General features: G+C 64.4%; 18 protein-coding genes. 9 read left to right on the plus strand and 9 right to left on the minus strand.

The window, feature by feature from the left end; translation table 11 throughout:
* The first annotated feature begins 135 nt into the window (after positions 1-135).
* Positions 136-1,284 (plus strand): patatin-like phospholipase family protein, encoded by a 1,149-nt coding sequence (locus tag E5221_RS06965; protein ID WP_013971426.1) that lies wholly within the window; start codon positions 136-138, stop codon positions 1,282-1,284.
* Positions 1,285-1,383: 99 nt separating this feature from the next.
* Here E5221_RS06965 and E5221_RS06970 read toward each other — a convergent pair whose 3' ends face one another.
* Both E5221_RS06970 and E5221_RS06975 read right to left on the minus strand, forming a co-directional pair.
* Positions 1,384-2,208, minus strand: a complete 825-nt coding sequence (locus tag E5221_RS06970; protein ID WP_013971427.1) for a VacJ family lipoprotein — start codon at positions 2,206-2,208, stop codon at positions 1,384-1,386.
* Complete coding sequence (locus E5221_RS06975; RefSeq protein ID WP_003260096.1) at positions 2,201-3,499, minus strand: hypothetical protein; 1,299 nt, start codon at positions 3,497-3,499, stop codon at positions 2,201-2,203. The genes E5221_RS06970 and E5221_RS06975 overlap by 8 nt, the downstream gene beginning before the upstream one ends.
* Positions 3,500-3,689: 190 nt before the next feature.
* Here E5221_RS06975 and E5221_RS06980 point away from each other — a divergent pair, with 190 nt between their 5' ends.
* Complete coding sequence (locus E5221_RS06980) at positions 3,690-4,058, plus strand: hypothetical protein (RefSeq protein ID WP_196184696.1); 369 nt, start codon at positions 3,690-3,692, stop codon at positions 4,056-4,058.
* 85 nt (positions 4,059-4,143) lie between these two features.
* Here the strand turns inward: E5221_RS06980 and E5221_RS06985 are convergent, their stop codons facing one another.
* Positions 4,144-5,709 carry a beta (1-6) glucans synthase gene (locus E5221_RS06985; RefSeq protein ID WP_247847033.1) on the minus strand — a complete coding sequence of 522 codons (1,566 nt, stop codon included), beginning with the start codon at positions 5,707-5,709 and terminating at the stop codon, positions 4,144-4,146.
* Between the two features lie 197 nt (positions 5,710-5,906).
* Between E5221_RS06985 and E5221_RS06990 the strand changes: the two genes are divergently transcribed.
* The 3 genes from E5221_RS06990 to E5221_RS07000 all read left to right on the plus strand — a co-directional run bounded on the left by E5221_RS06990 (position 5,907) and on the right by E5221_RS07000 (position 8,989).
* Positions 5,907-6,767: a glycine betaine ABC transporter substrate-binding protein gene (locus E5221_RS06990; protein ID WP_013971431.1), complete on the plus strand. Its 861-nt coding sequence runs from the start codon at positions 5,907-5,909 to the stop codon at positions 6,765-6,767.
* Between the two features lie 249 nt (positions 6,768-7,016).
* Positions 7,017-7,328, plus strand: coding sequence for a DUF485 domain-containing protein (locus E5221_RS06995; protein WP_003260090.1), 312 nt, complete (start codon positions 7,017-7,019; stop codon positions 7,326-7,328).
* Positions 7,325-8,989 carry a cation acetate symporter gene (locus E5221_RS07000; protein WP_013971432.1) on the plus strand — a complete coding sequence of 555 codons (1,665 nt, stop codon included), beginning with the start codon at positions 7,325-7,327 and terminating at the stop codon, positions 8,987-8,989. The genes E5221_RS06995 and E5221_RS07000 overlap by 4 nt, the downstream gene beginning before the upstream one ends.
* A 54-nt stretch (positions 8,990-9,043) precedes the next feature.
* Here E5221_RS07000 and E5221_RS07005 read toward each other — a convergent pair whose 3' ends face one another.
* Positions 9,044-9,196: a DUF3309 family protein gene (locus tag E5221_RS07005; RefSeq protein ID WP_013971433.1), complete on the minus strand. Its 153-nt coding sequence runs from the start codon at positions 9,194-9,196 to the stop codon at positions 9,044-9,046.
* A gap of 281 nt (positions 9,197-9,477) precedes the next feature.
* Here E5221_RS07005 and E5221_RS07010 point away from each other — a divergent pair, with 281 nt between their 5' ends.
* Both E5221_RS07010 and csrA read left to right on the plus strand, forming a co-directional pair.
* On the plus strand, positions 9,478-10,287 hold the full coding sequence (locus E5221_RS07010; protein ID WP_247847034.1) for an SDR family oxidoreductase: 810 nt from the start codon (positions 9,478-9,480) through the stop codon (positions 10,285-10,287).
* 120 nt (positions 10,288-10,407) lie between these two features.
* Entirely contained in the window at positions 10,408-10,596 is a 189-nt protein-coding gene (gene csrA, locus E5221_RS07015) for a carbon storage regulator CsrA (protein ID WP_003259056.1), read from the plus strand.
* 52 nt (positions 10,597-10,648) lie between these two features.
* On the opposite strand, the gene E5221_RS07020 is transcribed toward csrA, so the two are convergent.
* From E5221_RS07020 to mnmC, 5 genes are all read right to left on the minus strand, one after another.
* Positions 10,649-10,876, minus strand: coding sequence for a YheU family protein (locus tag E5221_RS07020; RefSeq protein WP_247847035.1), 228 nt, complete (start codon positions 10,874-10,876; stop codon positions 10,649-10,651).
* 82 nt (positions 10,877-10,958) lie between these two features.
* Positions 10,959-12,143: an osmoprotectant NAGGN system M42 family peptidase gene (locus tag E5221_RS07025; RefSeq protein WP_061550822.1), complete on the minus strand. Its 1,185-nt coding sequence runs from the start codon at positions 12,141-12,143 to the stop codon at positions 10,959-10,961.
* A gap of 129 nt (positions 12,144-12,272) precedes the next feature.
* A complete protein-coding gene (gene ngg, locus E5221_RS07030; RefSeq protein WP_096010050.1) occupies positions 12,273-14,018 on the minus strand; it encodes an N-acetylglutaminylglutamine synthetase in 1,746 nt (581 codons plus the stop codon).
* 3 nt (positions 14,019-14,021) lie between these two features.
* Complete coding sequence (locus E5221_RS07035) at positions 14,022-15,809, minus strand: N-acetylglutaminylglutamine amidotransferase (RefSeq protein WP_013971438.1); 1,788 nt, start codon at positions 15,807-15,809, stop codon at positions 14,022-14,024.
* 414 nt (positions 15,810-16,223) lie between these two features.
* A complete protein-coding gene (gene mnmC / locus E5221_RS07040) occupies positions 16,224-18,188 on the minus strand; it encodes a bifunctional tRNA (5-methylaminomethyl-2-thiouridine)(34)-methyltransferase MnmD/FAD-dependent 5-carboxymethylaminomethyl-2-thiouridine(34) oxidoreductase MnmC (RefSeq protein ID WP_247847036.1) in 1,965 nt (654 codons plus the stop codon).
* Positions 18,189-18,341: 153 nt separating this feature from the next.
* Between mnmC and pap the strand changes: the two genes are divergently transcribed.
* Positions 18,342-19,835: a polyphosphate:AMP phosphotransferase gene (gene pap, locus E5221_RS07045; protein WP_013971440.1), complete on the plus strand. Its 1,494-nt coding sequence runs from the start codon at positions 18,342-18,344 to the stop codon at positions 19,833-19,835.
* A 254-nt stretch (positions 19,836-20,089) separates the two neighbouring features.
* A complete protein-coding gene (locus E5221_RS07050) occupies positions 20,090-21,052 on the plus strand; it encodes a DMT family transporter (protein WP_247847038.1) in 963 nt (320 codons plus the stop codon).
* Positions 21,053-21,143 lie beyond the last annotated feature (91 nt).

Genomic DNA, 21,143 nt, shown 5'->3' on the forward strand with positions numbered 1-21,143 from the left:
GTGCCGGCCCTTTCGCGGGTGAACCCGCTCCCACAGGTATTGCACAGCCTTCAAGGCCGGTGAAGAACCTGTAGGAGCGGGTTTACCCGCGAAAGGGCCGGCACTGACAGCCCACCAACCCCAGGAAGGACTCCTATGGCCCCACCCCCGGTAACCGGTCTTATCCTTTCTGGCGGCGGCGCCCGCGCCGCCTACCAGGTGGGCGTGCTGGCCGGCATCGCCGAGCTGCTGCCCGCCGGCGCGCACAACCCGTTCCCGGTCATCGTCGGCACCTCCGCTGGCGCCATCAACGCCGTCACCCTGGCCAGCGGCGCCACCCATTTCAGCGATGCCGTACAACGGCTCACCGCCTTCTGGCAGAACTTCCGCAGCCACCTGGTCATCCGCAGTGACTGGCCCGGTGTGGTCCGCCAGGCCAGCCGCTTCGTCGCCCACAACCTGCTGGGCGTGGGTGGCCCGGCGCCAGTGGCGCTCCTGGACAGCAGCCCATTGCGCGGCTTGCTGCAGGCGCACCTGAACCTGGACGGCATCGCCCACTCCCTGGCCGCCGAGCAACTGCGCGCCGTCGCGGTGACCGCGTTTGGCTACGAGTCCGGCCAGGCGGTGACCTTCTACCAGGGCCGCGGCACCATCGAAGCCTGGTTGCGCCATCGCCGTATCGGCATGCCCACGCCATTGACCATCGATCATCTGCTGGCCAGTGCGGCCATCCCGTTGCTGTTCGCCCCGGTGCGGCTGGGTGATGAATATTTCGGCGATGGTGCGGTGCGCCAGTCGGCACCGATCAGCCCGGCCCTGCACCTGGGCGCCAGCCGGGTACTGGTGGTCGGGGTCAGTGGCAACCCGCAGCGGCCGGCGCCACCGTTGCCGACCCAGCGCGTGTTCAGCGGCCAGCAGCCGAGCCTGGCGCAGATCGGCGGGCACATGCTCAACAGTACGTTCATTGACAGCCTGGAAGACGACATCGAGCTGTTGCAGCGCCTCAACCACCTGAGCCACCTGTTGCCGGCGCACCTGGACGCCCGGCGCCTGGGCCTTGCGCCGATCGACGTGCTGGTGGTGGCGCCCAGCCAGCCGCTGGACGAGATTGCCGCGCGACATCGGCGCGAGTTGCCGGCGGCGTTGCGCATGTTCCTGCGTGGGCCGGGGGCGACGCGTACCAGCGGGGCGGGGGTGTTGAGCTATTTGCTGTTCGAGGCCAGTTACTGCAGCGAGCTGATAGAGCTGGGGCGAAAGGATGCCTTGGCCAAGAAGCGGGAGCTTTGTCAGTTCCTGGGGATTTGATGTTGCTTGTGCCGGCCTTTTCGCAGCACAAGGCTGCTCCTACAGGGTAGCGCGTCGCCTTGTAGGAGCAGCCTTGTGCTGCGAAGAGGCCTGGCCTGCCTACTCCGCTATCTGCAACTTGCGCGCCTGGGTATACACATACCGCACCTTCTCGTACTCGAACGGCGAGTTGAGCTGGCCATAGCGGAATTTGGTGCTGTAGCGCTTGTCCACCACGCGCAGCACGGAGATTTCCGGGTGGTCGCTGCTGGCTTCGGCCACGTTCAGGTAGTTGATCGCCTGTTCGCCTGCATAGTCCACCACCAGCCCGGTGGTATCGCGCAGGTTCGAAGGCCCCAGCACCGGCAGCATCAGGTACGGCCCGTCCGGTACGCCATAGAAGCCCAAGGTCTGGCCAAAGTCTTCACTTTGCCGCGGCAGGCCCATCTTGGTTGCCGGGTCCCAAAGCCCACCCACGCCGATGATGGTGTTGAACATCAGCCGCGCGGTGATCTCGGCCGAGCGCTTGGCCTTGAGCTGCAACACGCTGTTGAACAGGTTCGGCACGTCGCCCAGGTTGTTGAAGAAGTTGGTCACCCCGGTGCGCACGAAGCGCGGGGTGACGTACTGGTAGCCGCTTACCATCGGCAGCAGCACCCATTGGTCCAGACGGTAGTTGAAGTGATAGACGCGCCGGTTGATCGACTCCAGCGGGTCGTACACGTTCAGCGCTTGCAGGGTGGAGCGCTCGAACTCGCGCTGGTCCAGCCCCGGGTTGAATTTCAGCTCACGCAGCGGGTCGAGGAAACCATCGGTCTCGGGCGCCAGTGGCGCTTCGGTGACTTGCGGGTCGGCCTCGACCACGCTGGCCCGGGGGGCGGTTTCGGCAGCCAGGGCGTGGCCGGCGGCGAACAGGGCAGTGGCGAAGAGGAGTTTGTTAACCACGGAAGAACTCCAGCATGGCGTCACTGTTGACGCGGTAATTGAGGTTGCCGCAATGGCCGCCATGGGGGTAAAGGGTCAGACGCTCACCGAACACCTTGCGCAGGAAGCCGATGTCACCAGGGCCGAGGATGACGTCGTCGGCGTTGTGCATCACGGCGATCTTGTCGCTGCTGCTCAGGTAGTCTTCAAGTGCATACAGGCTGACCTGGTTGACCAGTTGCAGGATGCTGTTGCCGTCGGTACGGGCGCGCCACATGGGGATGACCTGCTCGGTCATGTAGCAGTCGAAGTCGCACTGCAGGGCACGCTTGAAGAATGGCGTGAGGCTGCTGCCCTCGGTGATCGGGAACTTCGGCGGAATGATCAGGCCGCGGCGGTTGATCAGGTCGGAGGTGAAGGCAATATCGGCCGCCGAGAAGCGGAACGAGGTGCCGATCAGCATGGCCATCTGCTCGTTGGACAGGTGCTGGCGCGACTGCTGGAAGTCGTACAGCAAGGCCTCATTAAGGTCGATGTAGCCCTTTTCCTGGAAGTAGCGGGTCAGCTTGGCCAACATCAGCTCGTAGAAGGTGGTGCTGCGGTCGATGCCCTTGACCTGGGTCTGCACCAGCTTGTCCAGATTGTTGATCGAGGTGTACAGGTTGACCGGCGGGTTCAGCAGCAGTACACGCTTGAAGTTGAAGCTGCGGCGGGTTTCGTCCAGGTGGCTGACAAAGGCAGCGTCGAGTGCGCCCAGGCTGTAGCCGGTGAGGTAGAACTCGCTGATCGGCAGGCGCGGGTGCTGGGCACGCACGGCCTGCATCACCCGGTACATGTCTTCGGCATCCTCCTGGCTGACGCCTGGGGTGGCGAAGCGCGAGGCGGCGCTCATGAAGTCGTAACTGGTTGGCGACGACAGCTGCACCACGTGGAAGCCGGCCTGGTAGAACAGCTTCTTCAGGTATTCGTTGATGCTGCTGGTGTAGGGCGCACCGGTGCCGGCGATGATGAAGATCAGCGGCGCCTCGCGGTCCTGGCGGGCCAGGCGGTACTTGAGCTTTTTCACCGCCCAGAAATTGTCCGGCAGAGTGAATTCACGGTCCGGGCGCAGGTTGAGGCTGTAGTCGGACTGGTTGATTTCATCATCTTCGGGCAGGGTGGGGCGCTGGTCCGGTGGCGTGGTGGCGATGGTTGCCTCGAACGGGTTGGTCAAGGGGAAACCATAGCTCGCGGCGTCGATATCCCGCGCCGAAGCGGCCACAGCCATGAGCAGGCCACCGAGCAAGGCAGCGAGGCGCAAAGATCGAAGCATGTAATCCCCCAAAAGAACGCAAGGTCGAGCAGTGTGCAGGCTAGGACCACAACGGGCCGGGCAAAGTTGCCAGGTGCGGTGGTCTTTGGTGTGCTTGTTATCTGCAACATAGCTGCAGGGATGTGATTTTGCCTTACAACTGGGCATAAGCGATCATGGATGCTTTCGATTACCGCTATTGGAGAGCTGGATGTCTCGTTCGCTGCCGGCTGCGCTGCTTGTGCTGTTTCTGGGGCTCTGGCTTGCTGCCAGTTATGGCGTGCGCTATGGGCTGATGGAGGACGGGCAGTGGGTGGGGCTGTGCACGGCGCCGGCGGCGTACTGGCAGTGTGAGGTGCGGTCTTTGCTGGGGTTGGGCATTCATCATCAGGTGATGGCCTGGAGCGGGCTGGCGCTGGCGCTGCTGGCGCAGGTCGTTGCCGGCCGTGGCGGCTGGTGGCTGGCGGTGGTGGCGTTGGTGTTCGCGGTGCCGGCACTGGTGCTGTATACCGCCAGCATTGCCGTGTTCGCGCTGGTGCTGGCGGGGTTGCGGTTGGTCAGGTTGCCGGATCAAGGCTGAAAGGGGCCGCTTTGCGGCCCATCGCAGGCAAGCCAGCTCCCATAGGAGTTATGCTGCCTATGAAATCGGCGCGGTCCCAAAGATATCAGGCCGGGCGCAGCCGCAAGCTACGCCACAAGGCCGCGGTCATCAGCACACTGACCACTGCCCACCCCCAGGCCTGTTGGTTCTCCAACCCTTCCACAAACAACTGAGGCGCCACCCCGGCACCGACGATGAACGCCAGTAACGCCACCTCCGCACGCCGCGCCCGCACCGGCCACACTGCAAACACCAGCGCCGGCAACGCCAACGCCGCGCTGGGGAAGCTGCGGTAGCGTGGGTCGAACACCATCGCCAGCATGCTCACCGCCGCGGCAAAACCCGCCGCCAGCAACAGCCAGCCGGCCCGCGCCTGCAACCAGGCGTACAGGCGCTCGCGCCAGCCCGCGCGCCGTGCCAGGGCCAGCACGGCATGGGCCAGCACCAGCAGGTTCAGTCCTGCCAGCAGCACCGCCCACAGCCACTCCCCGGCAAAACGCGCATGGGTGCGCATCAGCTCGCCCCAGAGCCCCAGGCAGCCTGCCCCAAACGCTGCCAGCAACGGCAGCAGCATGGCTGCCGCCGGGGTGGCGGGGCGCCCGGCAAGCATCAGCATCACCACCGTCAGCACGGCACTGGCCAGCAACCACTGCGGCCAGTAAGGCAGGTTGCTCACCGGCCCTTCGAGTATGCCCTTGTCCTGCCGGTCGGCATCGTAAAGCCCCCAGTAACCACCAACCGCCCCTTCATTGGCGCGCTTCCATGGCTGGTCGAACGCCTCGATCAGGTTGTAGTGCCAGCCGTTGCTTTCGGCCATGGCCACGAACCCGCGAATGAAACGCGCCTCGTTGACCCGGCTGGGCTGTGCGGTTTCGCGCTGGCGGCCTTCGCTGGGCCAGCCGGTTTCACCGATCAGAATGTCCTTCGGCGCGAAGCGCGTGGCGAACACCCGGCGCACATCGGCGACGTGGGCCAGGGCTTCGTCGATGCTCCGCGGGTCGTCTTCCCAGTAAGGCAGCAAGTGGATAGTCAGGAAGTCCACCGCAGGCGCTACCTGCGGGTGCTGCAACCAGAATTCCCACACATCGGCGTAGGTTACCGGCACCTTGACCTGGCTTTTCACCCGGGCGATCAGCGTGGCCAGGTGTGCGCCGGTCACCTCCTTGCGTAGCAGCGTCTCGTTGCCGACGATCACCGCGCTGACCACGTCGGGGTTGGCATTGGCGGCGGCGATCAGTAGCTCGATTTCTTTCTCGGTGTCGGCCGGGTGGGCGTTGACCCAGGCACCCAGCATCACCTTCAGGCCATGCTTGCGTGCCAGCGCCGGGATTGCTTCAAGACCGGTCTGGGAATAGGTGCGGATGCACTGGAAACGCTCAGCCAGCAACGCCAGGTCGGCATCCATGCGGGCCGGGCGCAGGCGCAACGGCTGGTCGTAGGGCGACTGGTCCTTGTCGAACGGGGTATACGAGGCGCATTGCAGCTTGTGCGTCGGGCTGGCCGCATCCGGCAGTTGCACCGGCTTGCCAAGCCCGTACCAGAGCCCTCCGAGCCCGAGCAGGGCGAGCAGGCAGGCAAGCAGGTACAACGGCAGCAGCAGGCGGGTAGAACTGGGCATCGGGCGGTCCATCGTCAGGCGCAAAAGGGTAGATAGTAGCCCGGCGCCAAACTTTTGGCATGCAAGGATCGCGCAGGGCGGCATAGGCCGATGGCGCTAATGGCATAGTGCTGTCGCATATGGGGCGGATATAGGTCGTAGCTGGAGCAGGTCGACTATTGTTGCAGGACGATGATGCAAATTCCGAGACCTGACGAGGGGATGCTTTGATGGCTGCTAATACAAAAATGCGACGTTTCCTGGGTGTGGGCACCGCCATGGTACTGGCCATGAGTGCGGCACAGGCAATGGCCAAAGAAGTCAGCATTGGTTACGTGGATGGTTGGGCTGACAGCGTGGCGACCACCAACGTGGCTGCCGAAGTAATCAAGCAGAAACTCGGCTACGACGTGAAGTTGCAGGCCGTGGCCACCGGGATCATGTGGCAGGGCGTGGCCACCGGCAAGCTCGATGCCATGTTGTCGGCCTGGTTGCCGGTAACCCATGGCGAGTACTGGGCCAAGAACAAGGACAACGTGGTCGACTACGGCCCGAACTTCAAGGACGCCAAGATTGGCCTGATCGTCCCTGAGTACGTCAAGGCGGTGAGCATCGCCGACCTCAAGACCGATGACACCTTCAAGCAGAAGATCGTCGGCATCGACGCCGGCTCCGGCGTAATGCTCAAGACCGACCAGGCCATCAAGGACTACGACCTGACCGGTTACAAGCTGCAGGCCAGCTCTGGAGCGGCGATGACTGCGGAACTGGGCCGTGCCTATGCCAAGCAGCAGTCGATTGCGGTGACCGGCTGGGTACCGCACTGGATGTTCGCCAAGTGGAAGCTGAAGTTCCTCGAAGACCCGAAAGGCGTGTATGGCGCTGCGGAAACCGTGAACAGCATCGGCAGCAAGGAACTGGCCACCAAGGCACCGGAAGTGGCGGAGTTCCTGAAGAAGTTCAACTGGCAGTCGAAGGACGAGATTGGCGAAGTGATGCTGGCTATCCAGGAAGGCGCCAAGCCTGAAGCGGCGGCCAAGGACTGGGTGGCCAAGCACCCTGATCGCGTGAAGGAGTGGACTGGCAAGTAACAACCCGTTCCGTTGTAGGAGCAGCCTTGTGCTGCGAAGAGGCCGGTGCAAGCTGCGAAGATTCGGGCAGCCTGTACCGGCCTCTTCGCAGCACAAGGCTGCTCCTACAGGGATATGTGCAGCTGTTTTGTTGCGTGATCCGTAAAACACCGTTGCATCTAAGACTAAGGTCGTCTGGTTGGCGTCCGATAGCCGCATAAAGTAAGGGTCGTGGGTTCCACCCCTATCTGTGCTGCTAGGACAAAAACAATGAACGACAGCATTTACCTCTCGATACAAAACAGCCCCCGCTTCAAGGAGCTGGTCACCAAACGCGAACGGTTCGCCTGGATTCTCTCGGCGATCATGCTCGGCCTGTACTGCGCCTTCATCCTCCTGATCGCCTACGGTCCTCAGATCCTGGGCACCAAGCTCAGCCCTGAGTCGTCGATTACCTGGGGCATCCCCCTGGGCGTCGGCCTGATCGTCTCGGCATTCGTCCTGACCGCCATCTACGTACGCCGCGCCAACGGCGAATTCGATGAGCTGAACAAGGCCATCCTGAAGGAGGCGCAACAATGATTCGCCACGCCAAAGCCCTGGCCGTACTGGCCTGCGGAGCCTTCGCACCCGCCGTGTGGGCCGCCGATGCCCTGACCGGCGAGGTGCAGAAGCAACCGCTGAACGTCTCCGCGATCGCCATGTTCGTGGCCTTCGTCGCCTTCACCCTCGGTATCACCTACTGGGCCTCCAAGCGCAACAAGTCGGCGTCGGACTACTACGCCGCCGGGGGCAAGATCACCGGCTTCCAGAACGGCCTGGCGATTGCCGGTGACTACATGTCGGCCGCCTCGTTCCTGGGTATTTCCGCACTCGTGTTCACCTCTGGCTACGACGGCCTGATCTATTCGATTGGCTTCCTGGTCGGCTGGCCGATCATCCTCTTCCTGATCGCCGAACGCCTGCGCAACCTGGGCAAGTACACCTTCGCCGACGTGGCCTCGTACCGCCTCGGGCAGAAGGAGATCCGCACCCTGTCGGCCTCCGGTTCGCTGGTGGTGGTGGCGTTCTACCTGATCGCGCAGATGGTCGGTGCCGGCAAGCTGATCGAGCTGCTGTTCGGCCTGGACTACCATGTGGCGGTGATCCTGGTGGGTATCCTGATGTGCCTGTACGTGCTGTTTGGCGGCATGCTGGCCACCACCTGGGTACAGATCATCAAGGCCGTGTTGCTGCTGTCCGGTGCCAGCTTCATGGCGCTGATGGTGATGAAGCACGTGGGCTTCGACTTCAACACCCTGTTCTCCGAGGCAATCAAGGTGCACGCCAAGGGCGAGGCGATCATGAGCCCGGGCGGCCTGGTCAAGGACCCGATCTCGGCATTCTCGCTGGGCCTGGCGCTGATGTTCGGTACCGCCGGCCTGCCGCACATCCTGATGCGCTTCTTTACCGTCAGTGACGCCAAGGAAGCGCGCAAGAGCGTGCTGTACGCCACCGGCTTCATCGGTTACTTCTACATCCTCACCTTCATTATCGGCTTTGGCGCCATCCTGCTGGTCAGCACCAACCCGGACTTCAAGGACGCCGCTGGCGCCCTGCTGGGTGGCAACAACATGGCAGCGGTGCACCTGGCCAACGCCGTGGGTGGCAGCGTGTTCCTCGGCTTCATCTCGGCCGTTGCCTTCGCCACCATCCTGGCGGTGGTCGCCGGCCTGACCCTGGCCGGTGCCTCGGCGGTGTCCCACGACCTGTACGCCAGTGTATGGCGCAAGGGCAAGGCCAACGACAAGGACGAGATCCGCGTGTCGAAGATCACCACCGTCGCCCTGGGCGTACTGGCGATCGGCCTGGGTATCCTGTTCGAGAAGCAGAACATCGCCTTCATGGTCGGCCTGGCGTTCTCCATCGCGGCCAGCTGCAACTTCCCGGTACTGCTGCTCTCGATGTACTGGAAGAAGCTGACCACCCGCGGCGCCATGATCGGCGGCTGGCTGGGCCTGGTGAGCGCGGTGACGCTGATGATCCTCGGCCCGACCATCTGGGTGCAGATCCTCGGCCACGAGAAGCCGATCTACCCGTACGAGTACCCGGCGCTGTTCTCGATGCTGATCGCCTTCGTCGGTATCTGGTTCTTCTCGGTCACCGACAAGTCCAAGGCTGCCGAAGACGAACGTGCGCTGTTCTTCCCGCAGTTCGTGCGTTCGCAGACTGGCCTGGGCGCTTCGGGTGCTGTTTCGCACTGATCCTTCCGGCAATGAAAAACCGCGCTTCGGCGCGGTTTTTTTGTGTTTTCGCCGCTAGATCATGCCTAGCAGCAACAAAACCAGCAGAACTACCAGCACCACGCCGATGATGCCGGACGGGCCATAGCCCCAGCTGCGCGAGTGCGGGAAGACCGGTAAGCCACCAATCAGCAGAAGGATCAGGATGATGATGAGAATCGTTGTCATGACGGAGTCCTTGCGTGGTTGAGGGTCAAGGGCCTCGGACTGCTGGCCTCTTGTAAATAAGGACTGGTGGTGAGTGTCAAAGATTCCATTTGTGTAGGGCTTGTACCGGCCTCTTCGCAGCACAAGGCTGCTCCTACAGGTGTGTGCGGTCCCTGCAGGAGCAGCCGGTGCAGGCTAACCACACAGTCATGCCCGTCCATTCACTACCCTGATGAACCCTGCCTGCCCACCAGGCCTTGATTAGACTGGTTGCACAACTCATCAGAACAAGGCCAGTCACCATGCAAAACCGCATCATGATTACCGGCGCCGGGTCCGGCCTCGGTCGCGAGATCGCCCTGCGCTGGGCGCGCGAGGGCTGGCGCCTGGCGCTGGCCGATGTCAACGAAGCCGGCCTGCGCGAAACCCTGGAGCTGGCCCGCGCAGCCGGTGGCGATGGCTTTGCCCAGCGTTGCGACGTGCGCGACTACAGCCAGCTCACCGCCCTGGCCCAGGCCTGCAGCGAGCAGTTCGGTGGTATCGATGTGATCGTCAACAACGCCGGCGTTGCTTCGGGCGGGTTCTTCGCCGAACTGTCGCTGGAGGACTGGGACTGGCAGATCGCAGTCAACCTGATGGGCGTGGTCAAGGGCTGCAAGGCCTTTCTGCCGCTGCTGGAGCGCAGCAAGGGGCGGATCATCAACATCGCCTCGATGGCTGCGCTGATGCAGGGGCCGGGCATGAGCAACTACAACGTGGCCAAGGCCGGCGTACTGGCCCTGTCGGAAAGCCTGCTGGTCGAGCTACGCGAACTGGAAGTGGCGGTGCACGTGGTGTGCCCGTCTTTCTTCCAGACCAACCTGCTGGACTCGTTCCGCGGGCCGAACCCGGCGATGAAAGCCCAGGTCGGCAAGCTGCTTGAAGGCTCGCCGATCAATGCGGCGGGCATCGCCGAATACATCCACCGGCAGGTTGCCGCTGGTGAGTTCCTGATCCTGCCCCATGAAGCCGGGCGCCAAGCCTGGCAACTGAAGCGTCAGGCACCTGAGCGGCTGTATGACGAGATGGCTGAGATGGCGATGAAAATGCGGGCCAAGGCTCGGTCGCGATGATTCGTCTGTAAGGAAAGTTACCGGCAGATGTAGGGTGCTTCTGAATCACGGTAGAGCTATTGAGTAGCCCTATGCCGTCAAGGCAGGCTCCGGTTTTCCCTTTCGCTGGAGGAACGGAGCATGCTGGTAATAGGGCGCGAAGTGGGAGAGATCATCGTGATTGGTGATGACATTCGGATCATGGTCGTGGAAACGCGGGACGGGATGGTGCGCTTTGGCGTGGATGCACCGCGGCAGGTACCGGTGCATCGGGCCGAGGTGTACAAGCGCATCAAGGAAGGGCAGCAGGCCAAAGCCCGCAGGGTTTGATGTTGCCTGTGCCGGCCTCTTCGCGGGCGAGCCCGCGAAGGGGTCAGACCTGTTAGTCGAGCAGCTCCTTGGGCACATCATGCTTGGCCAGCAACTGGCACTGCTGGCTTTCCGGGTCGAACAGGATGAACGCCTGCCCCTTGGCCAATGCCTGGCGCACCCGCAGCACTCGGGTTTCCAGCGGGGTGTCGTCGCCGTTGTCGGTACCGTCGCGGGTGACGAAGTCCTCGATCAGGCGGGTCAGGGTTTCGGCTTGCAGTTGGTCGTAGGGGATCAGCATGGTGGCGTTGCCTAGGGTGTTGGTGGGGGCATGCTACGCGAAACATTCGGGATTTTGGGGCTGCAACGCAGCCCCCAGGGCCTCAAGCCTTGTTGCCAACCAGGCTATCCACCGCCGGCACCCGCGTATCGCTCTCCATCTGTGCATCATGTTCCAGCTGGTGGCTGAAGCGCTCCAACGACGCATTGGCCGGCTGCGAATCACTGGCAAACACCGGCGGGCTCAGCAGGTACGCCGACAACAAGCGGCTCAACGCCGCCAGGCTGTCGATGTGTGTTCGCTCGTAGCCATGGGTGGCATCGCAACCAAAGGCTACCAGCGCGGTACGAATATCGTGCCCCGCCGTCACTGCCGAATGGGCATCGCTGAAGTAGTAGCGGAACAGATCGCGCCGCACCGGCAGGTCGTGGTCGCCGGCCAGTTTCAGCAGGTGCCGGGACAGGTGGTAGTCGTAAGGCCCCGACGAGTCCTGCATGGCCACGCTCACTGCATGTTCGCTGGAGGCCTGCCCGGGCGCCACCGGGGCGATGTCGATGCCGACGAACTCGCTGACGTCCCAGGGCAGGGCGCCAGCCGCTCCCGAGCCGGTCTCTTCGGTGATGGTGAACAGCGGGTGGCAGTCGATCAACGGTTGGCGGCCGCTTTCCACCACGGCTTTCAGCGCCGCCAGCAGCGCTGCCACGCCGGCCTTGTCGTCCAGGTGGCGGGCGCTGATGTGGCCGCTTTCGGTGAATTCGGGCAGCGGGTCGAAGGCAACGAAATCACCGATGCCTATACCCAGCGCCTCGCAGTCGGCGCGGGTGGCGCAGTAGGCGTCCAGGCGTACCTCAACGTGCTCCCAGCTGACCGGCATCTGGTCGATGGCGGTGTTGAAAGCATGCCCGCTGGCCATCAGCGGCAGCACGCTGCCCCGGTACACGCCGGTGTCGGTGAATACGCTGACCCGGCTGCCTTCGGCGAAGCGGCTGGACCAGCAACCGACTGGCGCCAGGGCCAGGCGGCCGTTGTCCTGCAACTGGCGCACGCTGGCGCCGATGGTGTCCAGGTGAGCGGACACGGCGCGGTCGGGTGAGGTCTGGCGGCCCTTGAGTGTGGCGCGGATGGTGCCGCGGCGGGTCAGCTCGAAAGGGATGCCCAGTTCGTCCAGGCGTTCGGCCACGTAGCGCACAATGGTGTCGGTGAAACCGGTGGGGCTGGGGATGGCGAGCATCTCCAACAGCACGCGCTTGAGGTAGTCGAGATCAGGTTCGGGATGTCGGTCGGACATGGTTGGGGACTCCTTTACTCCTGTGCCGGCCTCTTCGCGGGCACGCCCGCTCCCACAGTGCCCCCACAGAGCCCGAGTGCAGCACCGTACCTGTGGGAGCGGGTTTACCCGCGAAGAGGCCAGCAGCGGTTACGCCAAAGGCCGGCTATGCGGAAACAGCAGATCGATAAAACGCTCGGCGGTCGGTTGCGGTTCATGGTTGGCCAAGCCGGCACGCTCGTTGGCCTCGATGATCACGTACTCCGGTTGCCCGGCATCACGCACCATGAAGTCCAGCCCCACCACCGGGATCTCCAGCGCCCGTGCAGCGCGCACGGCGGCGTCGGCCAGCACCGGGTGCAGGCGTTCGGTCACGTCTTCCAGGGTGCCGCCGGTGTGCAGGTTGGCGGTGCGTCGCACGGCCAGGCGCTGGCCGGCGGGCAACACGTCGTCGTAGCCAAAGCCCGCCGCGCGCAGGGTGCGCTCGGTTTCGTCGTCCAGTGGAATGCGGCTTTCGCCACCGGTTGCGGCCTGGCGCCGACGGCTCTGGGCATCGATCAGCTCGCGGATGCTGTGCTTGCCATCGCCCAGCACTTGCGCTGGGTGGCGGATGGCTGCCGCCACCACTTCATAGCCGATCACCACGATGCGCAGGTCATGCCCGGCATGGAAGCTTTCCAGCAACACGCGGCTGTCGAACTGGCGGGCATGCGCCACGGCGTGGGTGATGTCGTCGATGCAGGTGAGGTTCACCGCCACGCCCTGGCCTTGCTCGCCATCGACCGGCTTGACCACCACCGCGCCATGCTCTTCGAGAAACGCCAGGTTGTCGTCGGCATTGCCGGCCAGCTGCTGCGCCGGCACCTGCAGCCCGGCATTGTGCAAGGCATGTTGGGTAAGGCGCTTGTCCTGGCACAGGGTCATGGTCACGGCGCTGGTCAGGTCGCTGAGCGATTCACGGCAGCGAATGCGGCGCCCGCCCAGGCTGAGGGTGAACAGGCCGCCGGCGGCATCGTCGACTTGTACCTCGATGCCTCGACGCAGCGCTTCGTCGACGATGATGCGTGCGTAGGGGTTGAGGTCGGCTTGAGGCCCCGGCCCCAGAAACAGCTGTTCGTTGATGCCGTTCTTGCGCTTGACCGCGAAGGTCGGCAGGTTGCGAAAACCCAGCTTCTGGTAAAGGCGCTTGGCCTGGCGGTTGTCGTGCAGCACCGACAGGTCCAGGTAGGCCAGGCCGCGGCTCATGAAGTGTTCGATCAGGTGGCGCACCAGCACCTCGCCCACGCCAGGGCGGGTGCAGTGCGGGTCTACCGCCAGGCACCAGAGGCTGCTGCCGTGCTCGGGGTCGTCGAACGCCTTGGCGTGGTTCAGGCCCATGACGCTGCCGATCACCGCGCCGCTGTCTTCGTCCTCGGCCAGCCAGTACGCCGGGCCGCCCAGGTGCAGTGGCGTAAGCAGCTCGGCGTCCACCGGCAACATGCCGCGCGCCTGGTACAAGGTGTTTATCGCCTGCCAGTCGCCCGGGTTCTGCGCCCGGCGCACACGAAAGCCGCGGAACACCCGCTGCGCCGGGCGGTAGTCGGTGAACCACAGGCGCAGGGTGTCGGACGGGTCGAGGAACAGTTGCTGCGGGGCCTGGGCCAGCAGCTGCTGCGGCGCGGCCACGTACAGGGCGATATCGCGCTCGCCGGGGCGTTCTTCCAGCAGGTCGGCGGCCAGGTCGGCCGGGTTGGGGTAGGTGTGGCCGATCAGCAGCCGGCCCCAACCGCAATGTACGGCGCGCGGCTGGTCGTGGGGCTGGCTGCCGTCGCCGGCCAGGCGCGCCTGCAGGCGCTCGTAGGACGGCGCCTGGCCGCGCAGCAGGCGCTGACCGTAAGCGATTTCATGGGCTTTCATCGGTCAGATTCCTTGTTCGCTCAGCCACAGGTTCAGCGCCGCCAGCTGCCACAGCTTGGAGCCGCGTAGCGGTGTCAGCTGGCCGTGCGGGTTGCTCAGCAGGCGGTCGAGCATGGCTGGGTTGAACAGCCCGCGGTCCTGGCTGGGGTCGGTCAGCAGTTCACGTACCCAGCCGAGGGTGGCGCCTTCCAGATGCTTCAGGCCCGGCACCGGGAAGTAGCCCTTCTTGCGGTCGATCACCTCGTGCGGGATCACCCGCCGCGCCGCCTGCTTGAGCACCTGCTTGCCGCCGTCGGGCAGCTTGAAGCGTGCCGGAATGCGTGCCGAAAGCTCCACCAGCCGGTAGTCGAGGAATGGCGTGCGCGCCTCCAGGCCCCAGGCCATGGTCATGTTGTCGACCCGTTTGACCGGGTCGTCGACCAGCATCACCGTGCTGTCCAGGCGCAGCGCCTTGTCTACCGCATCGGGGGCGCCAGGGCGGGCGAAGTGTTCACGGACAAAGTCGCCCGCTGCGTCGCTTTCCAGCAGCCAGGGTGCCTGCACGGTGTCGCGGTACTCGGCGTGGCTGCGATCGAAGAAGGCTTCGCGGTAGGCGGCAAAGGCATCCTCTGCGCCGTCCACCTGCGGGTACCAGTGGTAGCCGGCGAACAGCTCGTCGGCGCCCTGGCCGCTTTGCACCCCCTTGCAGTGCCTGGCCACTTCACGCGACAGCAGGTAGAAGGCGATGCAGTCATGGCTGACCATGGGTTCGCTCATGGCGCGGAAGGCGGCTGGCAACTGGTCGATGATTTCGTGCTCGGCAATGCGCAGCTGGTGGTGACGGGTGCCGTAGTGCTTGGCGATCAGGTCGGAGTACTGGAACTCGTCGCCGCGTTCGCCACCGGCATCCTCGAAACCGATGGAGAAGGTCGACAGGTCATCCACGCCCACTTCGCGCAGCAGGCCGACCAGCAGGCTGGAATCGACCCCGCCAGACAGCAGTACACCTACGTCCACTGCTGCCCGTTGGCGAATGGCCACGGCGTCGCGGGTGGCGTCGAGCACGCGGGTGGTCCAGCCTTCCAGGTCCAGCTCACGTTCATCGGGGTTGGCGCCGTAGTGCAGCTGCCACCAGGTCTGGCGTTCCACTTCGCCATGGCGGTCGATGCGCATCCAGGTACCGGGTTCCAGCTTTTGCACGTTGGCCAGCAGGGTGCGTGGCGCCGGCACCACGGCGTGGAAATTCAGGTAGTGGTTGAGTGCCACCGGGTCGAGCATCGGGTCGATGTCACCACCCTTGAGCAGCGCTGGCAGGGTCGAGGCGAAGCGCAGGCGCTCGCCGTTGCGCGACAGGTACAAGGGCTTTACGCCCAGGCGGTCGCGGGCGAGGAACAGGCGCTGGTTGTCGCGTTCCCAGATCGCCAGGGCGAACATGCCATTGAGCTTGGGCAGCAGGGCCGCGCCCCAGGCGTGGTAGCCCTTCAGCAACACCTCGGTGTCGCCGTCGGACCAGAAGCTGTAGCCCAGGGCCTGCAGCTCCTGGCGCAGTTCGGGGAAGTTGTAGATGGCGCCGTTGAAGGCCAGCGACAGGCCCAGGGTGTTGTCCACCATCGGCTGGGCAGAGCCGTCGGACAGGTCCATGATTTTCAGGCGCCGGTGGCCGAGGGCGATGGGGCCTTGGCTATGGAAGCCCCAGGCATCCGGGCCGCGGGGCGCCAGGTGGTGGGTTATGCGCTCTACCGCAGCCAGGTCGGCTGGGCGAGGGGCTTGGTCGATGGGTGTAAAACGCAACTCTCCTGCTAATCCGCACATAGGTCCTTACCGGTTTTTCCGTTGGGGAGGGGGTGCCCCGGATTAGGGCACCTTAAGGAACTGACCCATGTGGTTAGCGAGAGTTTTAGATCGATCTGTTATATGAGGTGGCGTTGGCAGGTGCCTGTCTTGGGTGTTGTGGTGTTGCGGACATCGAGCGCCGCCCGCGCGGCGCTTCGCAGCACAAGGCTGCTCCTACATCTGTTTCGGGCCAGTAACGCCTGTACCAATGCGCGCGCGACCGCCTTGTTTGTCCGACACGATATCGGGGTGAGCGCAAAGGGGCCGCGTGCTTGTATCGCAGGAATGACTGGCCCGAAACAGATGTAGGAGCAGCCTTGTGCTGCGAAGCGCCGCGCGGGCGGCGCTCGATCTCACAGGCGCAACCAATTCAACGGCATGCACCCGATGCAATCACTTCCCGCGGATCAATTTACGCAACCCAAACCGATTCGGGTGGCACGCCTCCGCCACCGCCCGTGGCAACGGCAGCGGTTCACCGCACACCCACGCCGCCACCAGTTCGCCGCTCAACGGCGCCGTGATCAACCCGCGCGAGCCGTGCCCGCTGTTCACATACAACCCATCCAGCCAGGGGCAGGCCACGTCCGGCACCTGCCGCGCATCCCGGCCCAGCACTGCATAGGCCTGGGCGAACGCCTGCGCATCCGCCACCGGCCCGACGATCGGCAGGTAATCCGGGCTGGTGCAACGGAACGCTGCACGTCCCTGCAATTGCCCGGGGTCCAGTTCGGCGGTGCCCAGGCGCTGGGCCAGATCGACCGAAATCTCGTCCAGCAATGCCAGGTTGCCCTGATGCTCGGCTACCGTCGGCGCCAGGTCTGTGCTGTGGAAGTCGAAGCTCGCGCCCAAGGTGTGTTCATCCCCGCGCGGCGGCGCTACATAGCCTTCCGCACACACCACGGTGCGCAGCGCGCGGCTGCTGGGGGTGGCCGGCAGGCGGGTGATCTGCCCGCGGATGCGCTTGAGTGGCAGCTGCGCGCATGGTTCGAAGCGCAGTACGTCGGCGGCACCGGCCAGCACCACCACCGGCGCGCTGGCCAGCAAACGTTCGCCAGCCCAGGCTTGCCACTGCCCGTCGACCTTGCGCAGCTCGAGCACCTCCTGGTGCGTCAGCAGGCGAATACCCGGGTGCTGCAACTGCTGCTGGCACAGCGCCGGCGGGTGCACCCAGCCACCTTCGGGATAGAACAGCCCGCCAGCCGGCAAGGCCACACCTGCGATGGCTTCGGCTTCTGCACGTTCCAGCGAGTGCAGCAGGCCATGTTCGAAGGCGTCAGCCAGTTTGCCCTGGCGTTCGGCTTCCTTGCTGTCGAAGGCCAGTTGCAGCACGCCGCAGGCATCCCAGTCGTGGCCACGTTGCAGGCGCTGCAACTGGCGCCGGGTGTAACCGAAACCGGCGAGGATCATCTGCGACAACGCCGTGCCATGGGCGGACAACTTGAGGTACAGCACCCCTTGCGGGTTACCCGAAGCTTCCTGAGCCGGCGTGTCGTGGCGTTCCAGCACGGTAACCTGCCAGCCACGCCGTGCCAGGCTGGCGGCGGTGGTGCTGCCGGCGAGCCCGGCGCCTATCACCAGCGCTTCACGCGGCCCTGCAACGGCAGCCGGGCGCGCATACCATGGCGCACCGGGGCTGGGCACAGGGCCGACATAGGCGCCGCTCATCACTTCCCATTTCTTGCCGATGCCCGGCACCTTCTTCATGGCGAAGCCGGCATCGACCAGGCTGCGGCGTACCCAGCCGGTGGTGGTGAAGGTGCCTAGCACCGTGCCCGGGTGTGACAGCCGTGCCAGTTGCGCGAACAGCTCCGGGGTCCACATGTCGGGGTTCTTGGCCGGCGCGAAGCCGTCGAGGAACCACACATCGATCTGCGCATCGAGTTGCGGCAACTGCTCCAGTACGTCGCCTATCAGCAGGGTGAGGGTGACCCGGCCGTTGTCGAAGGTGAACTGCTGGAAGCCAGGGTGCACCGCCACGTACTGCTCCAGCAGGGGCTGGCTGTAGGCCGTCAGTTCCGGCCACAGGCGTATGGCACGGGCCAGGTCGTCGCGACCGAGGGGGTATTTTTCGACGCTGACGAAATGCAGGCGGGACTCGGCATGGGCGTGCTGCTCGAACAGTTGCCAGGCGCAGTAGAAATTCATGCCGGTGCCGAACCCGGTTTCGCCGATCATCACGCAGGCGTGCGGGGCGAGGTTGGCAAAGCGCTCGGCCAGACGGGTTTGCCCGAGAAACACGTGCCTGGTTTCTTCGATGCCTTCGTTGACTGCGAAATAGACGTCGTCGTATTGCCGCGAATGGGGGCGGCCCTGGTCGTCCCAGTCGATCTGGGCGTGCTGGAGGAGGGTGGACATGGTTGGCTCGGTTGCAGCGGATGGGCGGATTTTATGCCATCTGAGGATTTTACGCTGGCTGTGCCGGCCCTATCGCCGGCACGCCCGCTCCCACAGGTACTGCACAAGCCTTCAAATCCGCTAGTCTTGCTTATCCATTGAAGGAGCCAGTGCATGTTCGAATCCGCAGAAATCGGCCACAGCATCGACAAGGAGGCTTACGACGCCGAGGTACCCGCTTTGCGCGAGGCCCTGCTCGAAGCCCAGTACGAACTCAAGCAGCAGGCGCGCTTCCCGGTGATCGTGCTGATCAACGGTATCGAAGGCGCCGGCAAGGGCGAGACGGTCAAACTGCTGAACGAGTGGATGGACCCGCGCATGATCGATGTGCTCACCTTCGACCAGCAGACCGACGAAGAGCTGGCCCGCCCGCCGGCCTGGCGCTACTGGCGGGCCCTGCCACCCAAGGGGCGGATGGGCGTGTTCTTCGGCAACTGGTACAGCCAGATGCTGCAGGGGCGGGTGCACGGGGTGTTCAAGGATGCCGTGCTCGACCAGGCCATCACCGGCGCCGAACGCCTGGAAGAGATGCTGTGCGACGAAGGTGCGCTGATCATCAAGTTCTGGTTCCACCTGTCCAAGAAGCAGATGAAGGCGCGGCTGAAATCGCTCAAGGACGACCCGCTGCACAGCTGGAAGATCAGCCCGCTGGACTGGCAGCAGTCGGAAACCTACGACCGTTTCGTGCGCTTTGGTGAGCGCGTGCTGCGCCGCACCAGCCGCGACTACGCGCCATGGCATGTCATCGAGGGCGTCGACCCGAACTACCGCAGCCTGGCGGTAGGGCGCATCCTGCTGGAAAGCCTGCAGGCGGCACTGGACAACAACCCCAAAGGCAAGCACCAGGGCAACGTCGCCCCGCTGGGCCGCAGCATCGACCAGCGCAGCCTGCTCGGCGCGCTGGACATGACCTTGCGCCTGGACAAGTCCGACTACCAGGAGCAACTGGTCACCGAGCAGGCCCGCCTGGCCGGCCTGCTGCGCCACAAGCACATGCGCCGGCATGCCCTGGTGGCGGTGTTCGAAGGCAACGACGCTGCCGGCAAGGGCGGTGCCATCCGCCGCGTGGCGGCAGCGCTGGACCCGCGCCAGTACCGCATCGTGCCCATTGCCGCACCCACTGAAGAAGAACGCGCGCAGCCATACCTGTGGCGGTTCTGGCGGCACATTCCGGCGCGTGGCAAGTTCACCATCTTCGACCGTTCCTGGTATGGGCGGGTGCTGGTGGAACGTGTGGAAGGCTTCTGCAGCCCGGCGGACTGGATGCGTGCCTACAGCGAGATCAACGATTTCGAGGAACAGCTGGTGAATGCCGGCACGGTGTTGGTCAAGTTCTGGTTGGCGATCGACCAGCAGACCCAGCTGGAGCGTTTCGAAGAGCGCGAGCAGATCCCGTTCAAGCGTTACAAGATCACCGAGGATGACTGGCGCAACCGCGACAAGTGGGACGACTATGTCCAGGCGGTGGGCGACATGGTCGACCGCACCAGCACCGAAATTGCGCCGTGGACGCTGGTGGAGGCCAACGATAAGCGCTGGGCGCGGGTGAAGGTGTTGCGCACCATCAACCAGGCGCTTGAGGCGGCGTTTGCCAGGGACAAGAAATAATCGAAGTTCCTGTTTGCCTGTTCTGGCCTCTTCGCGGGTGAACCCGCTCCCACAGAAATACCACAGGGCTGAATCTTGTGTGATCCTTGTGGGAGCGGGTTTACCCGCGAATAGGTCAGAACAGGCAGCACAACTGCCAAGCCATGCCGCAGAAGAATGACCTGATGAATTCTTTTCCCGGCACCCACCACCGTCCCCGCCCTCCAAGCCCGTAGAATTCAACCACCCCCACCACGGGCTCGATCGAGGATTCTATGCACACCATTACCGGCCGCTGGGGCTATGGCCTTTTCCTGGCACTTTTGACGGCGTTGCTCTGGGGCATCCTGCCGATCAAGCTCAAGCAGGTGCTGCAAGTGGTCGACCCGGTCACCGTCACCTGGTACCGCCTGCTGGTCTCCGGCGGCCTGCTGTTCGCCTGGCTGGCCGCCAAGCGCAGGTTGCCTTCCTTGCGCAAACTGGCGCCCAAGGGCAAAGGCCTGGTGGTAGTGGCCGTGCTTGGCCTGATGGGCAACTACGTGCTGTACCTGATTGGCCTGAACCTGCTCAGCCCGGGCACCGCGCAACTGGTCGTGCAGATCGGCCCGGTGCTGTTGCTGGTGGCCAGCGTGTTCGTGTTTCGCGAGCGCTTCAGCCTGGGGCAGGGCGTGGGTCTGCTGATCCTGCTGGCGGGGTTCGGGCTGTTTTTCAACCAGCGCCTGGAAGAGCTGCTGACCTCGCTCGGCACCTATACCACCGGCGTGCTGACCATCCTGCTGGCCACCAGCGTCTGGGTGTTCTATGCGCTCAGCCAGAAGCAGTTGCTGACGGTGTGGCATTCGCAGCAGGTAATGATGGTGATCTACCTCAGTTGCGCCGCGCTGCTGACACCCTGGGCCCACCCGTTGGAGGCGTTGCAGCTGACCCCGGTGCAAGGCTGGCTGTTGCTGGCCTGTTGCCTGAACACCCTGGTGGCCTATGGCGCGTTCGCCGAGGCGCTGGCGCACTGGGAGGCGTCGCGGGTGAGTGCCACGCTGGCGCTGACCCCGCTGGTGACCTTTGTCGCGGTGGCACTGGCGGCGTTGGTGTGGCCTGATTATGTGCACGCCGAGGACATCAATGCCCTGGGCTATGTGGGGGCGGTGACCGTGGTGCTGGGCTCGGCGCTGGTGGCGCTGGGGCCTTCGCTGGCGGCCGGGTGGCGCGCCCGCAGGGCGCGGTTGGCCCAGGCTCAATGATCGCCTGTACCGGCCTCTTCGCGGGTGAACCCGCTCCCACAGGGATCCCACAATATTCAGCCTTGTGGTAATCCTGTGGGAGCGGGTTCAC

This window comes from Pseudomonas sp. A2 (genome assembly GCF_023100865.1).
GTDB classification, from domain to species: Bacteria; Pseudomonadota; Gammaproteobacteria; order Pseudomonadales; family Pseudomonadaceae; genus Aquipseudomonas; species Aquipseudomonas asiatica.